The sequence below is a fragment of the Gemmatimonadota bacterium genome (genome assembly GCA_026705765.1).
Classification (GTDB): Bacteria; Latescibacterota; UBA2968; order UBA2968; family UBA2968; genus VXRD01.
Window position 1 is genome coordinate 1 of record JAPPAB010000116.1, and the last position, 11,375, is coordinate 11,375.

An 11,375-nucleotide genomic window follows, 5' to 3' on the forward strand; every position below is an offset into this window, starting at 1 on the left:
TGATTCGTTGATTCGTTGATTCGTTGATTCGTTGATTCGTTGATTCGTTGATTCGCAGATTCGCCTATGAACACCTTGCCAAAAAAAAACGAAATAACTTTGTTCCGCTACAGAAACCGGCTCATGGCGGGCGTATGTGTCAACATCTCACATACCAGAGCCAGATTTGCGGTATCGGCGCGCACATCACACAATGTACCCATAGAAAATATACTTCAGACAACCGGACACATCGAAAATGACAAAACCGCCGGCACAGCGTGGCTCAACCGGGCAGAAACCACAAGCGCCGACATTGACCTTTGCGACCTGTGGGAACTCGTCGTAGAAGAAGACGAAATCTGGGATCTGAACGAACTGGCCGAACTGCATGACAATCACACGCCGACATCGGAACAAATGTCGGCATTTTTAGTCGCACTGGAAACGAGTATCTACTTCGATGCCGAAGGACGAAGGTTTCGCGCAGCAGACCGTACAGAAGTTAGCCACAGATTGGAAATAGTCGCCCGCGAAAAAGAGCGAGAAGTGGAACGAGAGGCATTTTTGAAATGGCTTCGGTTTCAAGGTACCGGCAAAGACGAATGGATCGAACGGATAAAAGACGTCGCACTACGCGGCGAACAGAGCAACCATGCACACTGGCTGGAACGCATGGCTGGCGAGACCCTCTCTGCGCGGAAAGCTTTTGATCGCTTAGTCGCCGAAGGCATATGGGATCGGCATGCCTTCGGCGAATTGATGCGCGAAGATGTACCTCTGAATTTTCCCGACATATTGATCAAAGAAGCGGACGCGATTCAAGCCATGTATAAAAGCGACGCATTTGCAAATCGCCAAGACCTGACACACATAGATGCCGTGACCATTGACGACGCATCGACAACAGATATGGACGATGCGATATCAGTTCAATTTCGGGAAGACGGCAGCCATCAAATCGGCGTGCATATTACCGATATCTCCTCGCTGATCCCCGCGCATTCAGCCCTCGACGAAGAAGCCAGAAACCGCGGCGCAAGCCTCTACTTTCCAGATGCAAAATATCCCATGTTGCCGCCCGTTCTATCGGAAAATCTGGGCAGTCTTATCCCGCATGAGAATCGGTTGGCCGTCAGCCTCTTGTGGAATGTGGAATCAGATGGCGCGATGGAAACCCCGACCTGGACGCTCTCCGTCATCCGGTGTTGCGAAAAACTGAGTTATGACGCAGCAGACGCAATACTCGACGATGCAACTCATCCCAGGCACGCGATATTATCAGCCCTATTTGACACGGCAGAATCGCTTTTAATACAGCGCGTCGAAGCCGGTGCTATAGCAGTTGATCAGGTTGATCGCCGCGTGAATATCTCGGCTGACGGAACCGTAAACATCGAAATAAAAAAACGCGACTCCAGGGCTGATTTGCTGATCAGCGAACTGATGGTCAAAGCCAATGTCGAAGCCGCCAAATTGTGTGTTGAACAAAACGCACCCGCGATCTTTCGCGTACAGGACGCGCCCGACCTCTCCGATTTAGAACCCACGGATAACGAGCAAGTACACCGCTATCAGACACTGACGCGCATGCGCGCAGCAGCAATCTCACTACAGCCCGGCCTGCACGGTGGCCTGGGGGTAGAACCCTATTGCCAGACCACATCTCCCCTGAGGCGATTCATAGACCTGGTATCACAGCGACAACTCGTCGCCATCATCGACAACAGAGCCTTGCCCTACTCTATAGATGACCTGACGACACTTTGTCCCTACCTCGAAGAACGCCTCCGCCTGATCAACCGCCTGGAACAGCGCAGAGAGCGCTACTGGATATACCACCATCTCTCGCAATACAGAGGACAGGTATTTGACGCACTCGTGTTAAACACATGGGACCACCGTGCCCGGATCGAAGTCCTGGACTATGCCCTGCAAGTTGACATACGCCTACCGGAACAAATCCGCGTGGGTGAACCCATAAGCGTGCGCCTGACGCGGATAGATCCCTGGGCGGATGATATTCAATTTGTAATAAAATAAAAAGGATACAAGAGTATGATCCGTGTATGGTACCTGTTTCTCTTTTTTTCTCTTAACGCACACCTCTGGGCGGACGTGCCCAACGGGGGATTTGAACAAATCACAGCATCGCAGATACCTGTAAATTGGTCTCCCGTACCCGATTCTACGCGGGTCATGGTCGAACGCGAACGCGCCCACAGCGGTAAAATCTCAGTCCTTATGATAGGAGGACCGCGGGGTGAACCCACCGCCCTGATCAGCGATCCCGTCGATATTCAGCCGGGAGCCGTTTACGTCTTAACCGGATGGGCGCGTGCCGACAGTGCAAGAGCTTCTGCACGCATCCGATGGTTGTCAGAAGATCAGACGCCAGTGGGCGAAAGCAGAATAACAACAGAAGGCGCGTCGTGGACGCAATGGGCAGGGACTTTTGTGGTACCCACAAAAGCCCTGTTTGGGCGCGTAATTTGTCTTACAGAAGGAAAAGAAGCGGCTTTTGACGATGTGCGTCTGCACAAAATTGCATCGCGAATGCCCCTCGGCCTGCAATTAAAAGCAGCGAATTTTCCCACAAGTGGCGCGCGCGTCTCAAGGGTGCGCGTGACCATACAAGACAGCTTTATAGCACGACCTCACCATATACCTGCGACGGGGCAGGACAGTGTGATTTCTCATGATGGAGCCGTGGTTATCTTCGAAGCGAGTCGCGGGCAAATAACCCCCTGGGCACAAATAGAAAATGGCACAGCGACAGCCACATTGCGCGACACCGATGAAAACATGGGCGGCGTCTATGTGCGGGCGCGGTTGGCTCACCTCAGCGCCCGGGCCTATGTCGGCGACAAAAAAGCGACCCGATTGCGCGGTCGTCTCTTCAATGCCGAAACCGGGCACCCCCTATTGGGCCGGGTAATCGTCGCCGATTCTCTGGGAACTATTTTACAAACGGGATTTGCAGAACGCGGTTTTGTTGCCAACGGAGCATTTGCAATCGATGTACCACCCCAAACAATCACCGTATCCGCAATGCGCGGTTTGGCGCACCTGCCGCCAGAACCACAGGTCTTGCACCTCGTACCCGGTCGTGAACACATGGTAGAATTGCCCTTCAAACCCTGGGGAGATCTCCACGCACGGGGATGGGTGGCAGGTGATCTTCTCAACAGCAATGATGCGCAGGCACGCGGACTGGACTGGGCAGCTCTACCAGAGAATGTGAATAAAAATTCGATACTGACACTACCCGGCAAATATGTTGAAACCCGCGGGGGAAAACAATGGGTATTGGGCACCACGGGTCTATTTACCTCCCAGCAAGCCGGATTCGAGTTACATGCCCAGACGCGTTTAGACCGCGGTATTACTGGCTACACAGAGATTCTGGGCACCTCGTTATTCGATATTCTCGCTGGACCGGCTTTTGACGCACTCGATATCGCACATCCCGAAGCGCGGGCAATCTGGTTTGCACTGCTCAATCGGGGGTACCGCATTGCGGGCACAGCTTTTTCCGACGAACATTTTCGCACATACACACATGTGCCCGGCGACCTGACCGCCGATAGACTGATGCGCGCAATAGCCAGCGGACAAAATATGATAACCAACGGACCTCTGATCTCACTATCCATCTTTGCAGCCGGACCCGGCGACCAATTGCCAGCAGGCCACACAAGACGGGCAATAATTCACGCCTGGGCAGCCGCAAAATTCGATGCGTATTTGACGCGCATTGAACTGATCCGCAATGCACAGATAATCCAGAGTTGGGATTTGAAAGAACAACCGCGAAAATATCGGATATCAACAGCACTCGAAGATACTGTCAACTGCTGGTACCTCGCCCGGTGCTATGGTACAGATACATCGCGTGTGGCATTGACGAATCCAATCTACTTCAAAACAAAAAATTTCGCGCCTCCCCAACCTGTTCAGGCCATAGTACAGGGCAAAATAGAAATGAGCGACCATTCTCCCGTACCCCAGACCATTATTCGAGTGATTGATCCCATTGGCAAAACAGTCCTGCAGACGGTAGCCCAACGCGGAACATTTCAAATTTGGGCACCTGCGACCAGCCAGATTCGCGTAGAAGCAAAAGGCTACGAAGCGCCACCGCAACGCATCTTTGACCATCCAGATATCCAGCGTCTATTGCAAACACCCGTCAACCTGTCTGAACTAAACGCCCTGGATACGCTGACCCAACAACTACAAGCCATCGACATGGTATTTGTCCTCAAACCTTCACAATAATTTGACCACCGTATTATATTTATTTTTTAGAAATATGTACATCATCCATTTTCATACCAGGAAAATAAAATGAATAAAATTCTGGTGGTTGAAGACGAACCCGATATTTTGGAAATGGTGCGCTACAACCTCGATCAGGCCGGATTAGATGTTGAAACAGCAGAAGATGCCGAGCATGCTCTCCAGAGCGTTCAGGAGGTTCTGCCAGATTTGATCATACTGGACCTGATGCTGCCGGGCATCGACGGACTGGATATGTGCAGGCAATTAAAACAAGAGGCGCGAACCCGTCACATACCCATCTTGATGTTAACCGCGCGCAAAGAGGAAGTAGATCGCATCGTGGGATTGGAATTGGGAGCCGATGACTACGTTGTCAAACCCTTTTCCCCGCGCGAACTCGTCTTGAGAGCGCAGGCGATTCTGCGGCGCAGCCAGGACAGTTTGCAATCAACCCCAGATGCCTGGTTACATCTGGGACCGATATCTATCGATAAAGCCGCACACCAGGCCCTGTTAAACGGCGACCCATTGGAATTGACGGGCACAGAATTTAAACTGCTCATAACCCTGATCGAACGCCGTGGACGCGTGCAAACGCGCGACGACTTACTCGATACAGTATGGGGTTATGAATACAGTGGTTATGGGCGCACGGTCGATACACACATCAGGCGGTTGCGCGAGAAACTCGGCGAAGCAAGCGAATGGATCGAAACCGTGCGAGGCGTGGGTTATCGATTCCGCCGAGAGAGAGTATAGAATGCGTTTGCACTGGAAATGGATGCTCGCCTGCCTTTCTGTACTGGTACTGGTACTGGTATCTGCACATCTGTATCTGGATCACGTCATACGCGACTTTTGGGTTTATCATCTCGAACAGAGACTTTTGCGCGAAGTGCGTTTTGCCCGCGCACACCTCAGCGACATGGCAAATACCGATGAGGAACTCGTCCCACTCGTCGACGAGATAGGCGCGCGTTTGGGCGTGCGTGCAACACTGATCGACGGTCAAGGGCGCGTATTAGCCGATTCGGAAACCGACCCACCTGATCTGAGCGCTCTGGAAAATCACGCCGAATATCCAGAAATAAGCGCGGCACTTCAACAGGGGCGGGGAAGCAACTTGCGCTATAGCAACACACAGGATATCGAAATATTATATGTCGCAACTGCAGTACCGGAAATTGGCGATAGAAATTTTGCCCTGCGACTGGCTCTACCCCTGCGCGATATAGGGCATATAGAACAACTGATTGCACGGGCGATATGGATGGCATCGATACTGGGATTATGCCTCGCCTTGTTATTGGCTTATGTCACCTCGCGATATATCTCGCGCCCGATTTTAGATGCCATTTGGTTCGTCAAAAACATTGCTTCGGGAAGATTAAAACACCCCACACTTCGCGTTAGTTCCACGCGAGAATTGCGCGAATTGGGCACAGCATTAGACGACATGCGCCAGCAGATCCAGGTGCAAATTGGGCAAATCACACTTGAAAAATCGCGTTTAGAAGCTGTCTTGCCGAGCATTACAGAAGCGATTCTGGTCACGGACCAGAATGGTCGCATCCTGATGGGCAATCAGACATTTGAGAAGCTATTTGGTGTATCTGACACCATTGAAGGGCGCATGCCCATTGAGCTTGTGCGCCATCGAGACGTACAAGATGCGATTGATCAAACCCTGTCAACCGGACAAGTGGTATTTTTAGATCTCACCCGCTCAGACGGCCGAGAACGCCATTTCGATGTACAAACTGCACCTATTTTGCAAGACGATCATATCGCGGGTTCTGTAACTATTTTTTACGACATCACGGAACTGCGCCGCCTGGAGCGCATTCGCAAAGATTTTGTCGCCAATGTTTCGCATGAGTTGCGCACCCCACTCACAACCATTAAGGGATGTGCAGCCACGCTGGCAGACGGTGCCTTAGACAACAGAGAAGCCTCACAGCGATTCGTAAAAATGATCAACACCCATGCGGATCGCCTGCACAATCTGGTAGAAGATATTCTGGACTTATCGCGTATCGAATCGGGTGCTCTGCCTCTTGAGACCGGCGTATATCCCGTACATGAGATGGTCAACGCCGTCGTTGGAGAGATACGCCCACTGACGAAAGAAAAAGCCCTTACCATCGAGATAGACATAAAAGAAAATGTACAGGTGCAGTGCGATCGCAAGCTCATTGAACAGGCATTGCTCAATTTGCTCGACAACGCCGTGAAATACACGCCCGAAGGGGGTAAAATCTGGATTCAGACGCGGGATTTCAAGCCTGTGGAAAATGATCGGGAAAACCGTCGCAATAGACCCGAGGAAATTGAAAATCAGACCCGCACGCGTCGCATTGCACTTGAAGTAAAGGACACGGGTATTGGGGTACCGCTTTCAGATATGGATCGCATTTTTGAGCGATTTTATCGGGTCGATAAAGGGCGGTCGCGCGCAATGGGCGGGACGGGTCTGGGCTTGTCAATTGTTCGGCACATCATGGATGCACACGGTGAGCGGGTCTATGTCGAGAGTGAACAGGGCAAGGGGTCGACATTTGGATTGACATTGCCACGGGAATAAAAAAGGGATCGCGTTAAATAAAATATCAAGCGGTGAATTGGCTTCTGCGCTTATCGCGGTCGAAATGCGCCAATTCCGTCATTCTCCCAGATCAAGTTTCTGGCGGCATCGTCAACCACGATATCCACATGCCCGTCGCCATTGCAATCGCACATGCGGATCCAGTCAAACCACTCGGCCTCAGCATCTTCGTAGCTGGAAATTAACTGTGCGGTCTTGTCCTCAAAGCGGCGCGCGCCGACTTGCTCAACCAATTGCACATAGTACCCTTCATAGACAGCGGCACTCTCGTCACCGGTCCGGTTAATGACAATGTCTTTGTCGCCATCTTTATCCGTGTCGCTTACGTCAATATCAACGACAATGCCGCGGCCAGAGACACTTGGAAGAATCGTCGCTCTATTTGTGCTGAATACACCGGTGTTGTCACCCCACAGGATCTGAGTTGGGAGATTACCTCCGTGGGGATCATACTCATGACCCGCGGCCAACAAGTCCAGAAAATCGTCACCATCGACATCAACCAACTCAGCCGTATATAGCTGCTCACGGATGATGCCTTCAATCCGGTCCGTATCCTGTGTAAATGAGCCGCTGCCATCATTGATAAGAAAAAAAGGTGTGCCGAACGGCGAGTTGGTAATAAATACATCAATATCCCCATCGGCATCAATGTCGGCTGATGCGCCGCCGTGATGGAACCCAATAAAGGTGTCCAACCCACTGCCAACGTATCCGTTTGGCGATGAAAGAATTACGTATGGTGCCTCTCCGGGGTATGGTGGCTTGTCATAGCCATGGCCCAATACGAAAACGTCCATTCGATTATCTCCGTTGAAATCCCCCGGGAGGGCCTTTCTCGGTGCTAACCGGCGCGGTGGATTCCCATCAAAGAAATTAGTGTCGAGAGAGAAACACCCTGCCCCATCGTTAAGGTACAACTCCGCGGAAAATGTATTGTGCTGCCACCCATCACCCGGTGCATAAAAGACATCAATGTGACCATCCTGGTTAAAATCGGCATACACCACGGCAGTAACATACCCGCGTTGGCCTTCGGGCCTTATTGCCTCGCGATCAATGTACAGATAATTGGCCTGTAAAGTGTGAGAGCTACCCGCATCTACTGAGAGATTCTGCGGAAGAATTGGAATACATACCAATACCGGTTGGTCGTCAAATTGTACATCAACACCTCTACTCTGAAGAGCAGGTATATGCGTGTTGAGCGATTCGGGACTTAAGGGATTTTTCCTCACCTCAACCTCGTCGCCACTGCCAAATCCCGTATTTGCCACTAATGGCGAAAAGTCCGAGATTCGGTTCTCGCTGAGATTCAGGTGTGTCAGATTGGTCAATTTAGCCAGTACAGAGAGATCTGATATACAGTTGTCGTTAAGTGCCAATTGTGTCAGATTGGTCAATTTAGCCAGCACAGAGATGTCTGTGATGTTGGCGCCGCTAATATCCAGACCACTCAAATTGATCAGGTTAGACAGTGCAGATATATCTGTTATTGCGTTGTCGGCAAGGAACAGCCATTCCAAATTAGTCAAGTTAGATAGCACAGAGATGTCTGAGACAGTGTTGTGATTAAGATTCAGGTGTATCAGATTTGTCAGGTTGGATAGTGCAGATATATCTGTTATTGTGTTTCCAAAAAGAACCAGATCTGTCAGATTGGTCAGATCACACAACGCGGAAAGATCGGTTATGGGGTTGCCGGTAAGCCACAGGACTGTCAGATTGGTAGCAAACTGTAGCCCGGTCAAATCGCTGATGTTCGCATCCTGGACTTCAAGGCTCGTCAGGGTTGCCATCTCTGCCCGTGTGATGGCCTCATCGCGCCCTTTGCCCAGACTGTCTGCAATCACAGCACGCAGGTTGGCATCGGGTATATTCACATCATTTTCATCATCACCTTCAGGAGATACTTTGCCGAAATCGTTGACGAAGATCAGAAAGTCTGAAATGTCAACTGTGCCATTGCCATCCAGATCGAATCGGTCTTCATATATCTCATCACCTTGCTTTGCGCCAAATTTGCCGACAAAGAGCAAAAAGTCTGAAATGTCCACAACGCCGTTTTGGTCAAAGTCGGGGAGAGGTCTGGATTGTGATGTGTGCGCCAAAGGCAGCCCTGCCCATAGACTACTTGCAATGACCACAAACACGATACAAAAACGTTTCATACTGCCCCTTGAGAAAATATTTTTAGTTGCTCCTGGTATATTCACATCGTTCTCATCCCACCCTCAAAAGCTCACTTCAACCCCTCTGCGCTGAAGGGCTGGAATATGTGTGTTGATTGATGTAGCACTCAACGGGTTGCCATTCATAATAACTCTATCTCCACTGCCCAATCCCGTGTTTGCGACCAGAGGTGCGAGGTCCGAGACTGAGTTGCCTGCGAGATCGAGAATCTTCAGACTGGTCAAGCCTGACAGTGCCGACACATCACTGACTCTATTGCGGAAAAGCCATAGCTCTTCCAGACTGGTCAAACCCGATAATGGTGTGATATTCGAGATGTCGTTGAACTGAAGCACCAGACGTGTCAGATTGGTCAAGCCTGACAGTGCTGATACATTTCTGATGCTATTCCCGTTAAGACCCAATCTTTCCAAATTGGTCAAGCCTGACAGTGCTGATACATCACTGATGTTATTTGCGTTGAGATACAGAACAGAAAGGCGGGACATGCCTGATAATGGTGTGATATTCGAGATGTCGTTGACACGAAGCTCCAGATAAGTCAGGCGGGTCAAACCTGAGAGTGCTGATATATCCGAGATGGTGTTGCCCCAAAGATTCAGAGAAGTCAGGTTGGTCAGGCTTGAGAGAGGCGTGATATCCGAGACAGTGTTGTATGAAAGATTAAGATAGGTCAGGTTGGTCAAGCCTGAAAGGGGCGAGAGGTCAGATATTTCGTTGCTGTTGGACAATATATCAAACACACCGGAACCAAGATGTAGCCACGCCAGATCAACAGCAAACTCAAGCCCAGTCAAATCCCTGACATTCCTATCTCGGGCACCAAAGCGCGTCAAGGCCGCCATTTCAGCTACCGTGATTAGTGCCCCTTGCTCTTGGCCAAGACTATCCTCGATAACAGCGCGCAGATTAACATCTGGGATACTAACATAAAAAGAAATCTCAACCCCTCTGCGGAGCAGGGTTACAATATGCGTTTTGCGTGATGTGTCACTCAACAGAGTTTCTCTCACATCGACCACATCTCCACCACCCAATCCCGTATTTGCCACCAGCGGCGCGAGATCTGAGATACTGGTCTTGTAAAATTTTAGACTTTCCAGATTAATTAAGCCTGAGAGTGCTGATATATCCCTGATACCGGTGCCTGACAGATCCAGCCTTTCCAGATTAGTCAAGGCAGACAACACAGATACATCACTGATACTGGTGAAGGACAGATCCAGATCTGTCAAGTTGACCAGGACAGACAGCGCTGAAATATCACTTATTCTGGTGTTAGCAAGAATCAGCCTTTCCAGGCCGGTCAAGGCAGATAATGCTGACACATCCCTGATGAAATTGTTAGAAAGATCCAGATCTTTCAGATTGATCAAAACCGACAGTGCTGAAACATCACCAATGAAGTTGGAGGAAAGATCCAACGACCTCAGATTGGTCAAAACTGGCAATGACGATACAGACACATCCGTGATCCTGTTGCTGGAAAGATCCAGAGATTCCAGACTGGTCAAGCCTGAGAGTGCGGACACATCCCTGATGTTGGTGCCTGAAAGATCCAGGTCTGTCAGGTTGGTTAAGCCTGATAGGGGCATAAGGTCCGCAATCCCGTTGCTGGAAAGATTCAGAAATGTCAGATTGGTCAAACCCGATAAGGGCGTAAGATCCGAGATGCTGTTGCTGTTGACAGATTGCCCTTCCACTATCTCATCACCAAAATCCAGGAATGTCAAACGGGTAGCAAACTCAAGCCCGACCAAATCGCGAATATCCTTGTTCCGCGCCTCAAGGCGCGTCAGGGCCGCCATCTCACTCTGAGTGATTGGCGCACCGCTCGCCTTGCCGAGAATAGCCTCAATAACAGCGCGTAAATTCCCATCCGGAATAACAACCAGCGTTGCACCATCACCGCCAGAGGAAGGCTCCCCTTTGCCAAAGCTGGCACTAAAGAGCAGAAAATCGCCAAAGCCAATTTCGCCATCGCCATCCAGGTCATACTTCGCGTCATATCTCCCATCTCCCTCACGTGTCCCAAACTGACCCACAAACGCCAAAAAGTCAGGGAAGCCAACCTGACCATCTCCATCAAAGTCCGGGGTAAGGTCTTGATCACCTGCCGTACTATTCTGTGCCGCAAGAGACAGCGGAGACATCAAAAGCGCAAATGTTGATAAGAGAAACAGAATCTGTTTACGCATTGGTTTTTCCTTCTATTTGACACTCGGAGATAGGCTAAGGGTTTATAATCTGCCCGAGCGTGGATAGCGTCCTTAAATTTCTGTAAAATTAAAAAAGTCACCGTAGCTCCGAGAAA

Annotated in this window: 6 protein-coding genes; 4 read left to right on the forward strand and 2 right to left on the reverse strand. The window is 50.3% G+C overall.

Features of this window, described 5'->3' with window-relative positions:
- Positions 1–123 precede the first annotated feature (123 nt).
- The 4 genes from OXH16_15825 (at position 124) to OXH16_15840 (ending at position 6,847) form a co-directional block, all read left to right on the forward strand.
- On the forward strand, positions 124–2,022 hold the full coding sequence (locus OXH16_15825; protein MCY3682870.1) for an RNB domain-containing ribonuclease: 1,899 nt from the start codon (positions 124–126) through the stop codon (positions 2,020–2,022).
- Positions 2,023–2,037: 15 nt separating this feature from the next.
- Positions 2,038–4,260 carry a CehA/McbA family metallohydrolase gene (locus OXH16_15830; protein MCY3682871.1) on the forward strand — a complete coding sequence of 741 codons (2,223 nt, stop codon included), beginning with the start codon at positions 2,038–2,040 and terminating at the stop codon, positions 4,258–4,260.
- A 69-nt stretch (positions 4,261–4,329) separates the two neighbouring features.
- Positions 4,330–5,022, forward strand: coding sequence for a response regulator transcription factor (locus OXH16_15835; protein ID MCY3682872.1), 693 nt, complete (start codon positions 4,330–4,332; stop codon positions 5,020–5,022).
- A 1-nt stretch (position 5,023) separates the two neighbouring features.
- Positions 5,024–6,847: an ATP-binding protein gene (locus OXH16_15840; protein ID MCY3682873.1), complete on the forward strand. Its 1,824-nt coding sequence runs from the start codon at positions 5,024–5,026 to the stop codon at positions 6,845–6,847.
- Between the two features lie 50 nt (positions 6,848–6,897).
- Here OXH16_15840 and OXH16_15845 read toward each other — a convergent pair whose 3' ends face one another.
- Both OXH16_15845 and OXH16_15850 read right to left on the reverse strand, forming a co-directional pair.
- On the reverse strand, positions 6,898–9,039 hold the full coding sequence (locus OXH16_15845; GenBank protein MCY3682874.1) for a leucine-rich repeat domain-containing protein: 2,142 nt from the start codon (positions 9,037–9,039) through the stop codon (positions 6,898–6,900).
- A gap of 63 nt (positions 9,040–9,102) precedes the next feature.
- Entirely contained in the window at positions 9,103–11,259 is a 2,157-nt protein-coding gene (locus OXH16_15850; protein MCY3682875.1) for a leucine-rich repeat domain-containing protein, read from the reverse strand.
- Positions 11,260–11,375: the final 116 nt, after the last annotated feature.

Coding starts and splice junctions, on each gene's coding strand:
- OXH16_15830 (MCY3682871.1), top strand. CDS start 2,038: ATGATCCGTGTATGGTACCTGTTTCTCTTTTTTTCTCTTAACGCACAC.
- OXH16_15835 (MCY3682872.1), top strand. CDS start 4,330: ATGAATAAAATTCTGGTGGTTGAAGACGAACCCGATATTTTGGAAATG.
- OXH16_15845 (MCY3682874.1), bottom strand. CDS start 9,039: ATGAAACGTTTTTGTATCGTGTTTGTGGTCATTGCAAGTAGTCTATGG.
- OXH16_15840 (MCY3682873.1), top strand. CDS start 5,024: ATGCGTTTGCACTGGAAATGGATGCTCGCCTGCCTTTCTGTACTGGTA.
- OXH16_15850 (MCY3682875.1), bottom strand. CDS start 11,259: ATGCGTAAACAGATTCTGTTTCTCTTATCAACATTTGCGCTTTTGATG.
- OXH16_15825 (MCY3682870.1), top strand. CDS start 124: ATGGCGGGCGTATGTGTCAACATCTCACATACCAGAGCCAGATTTGCG.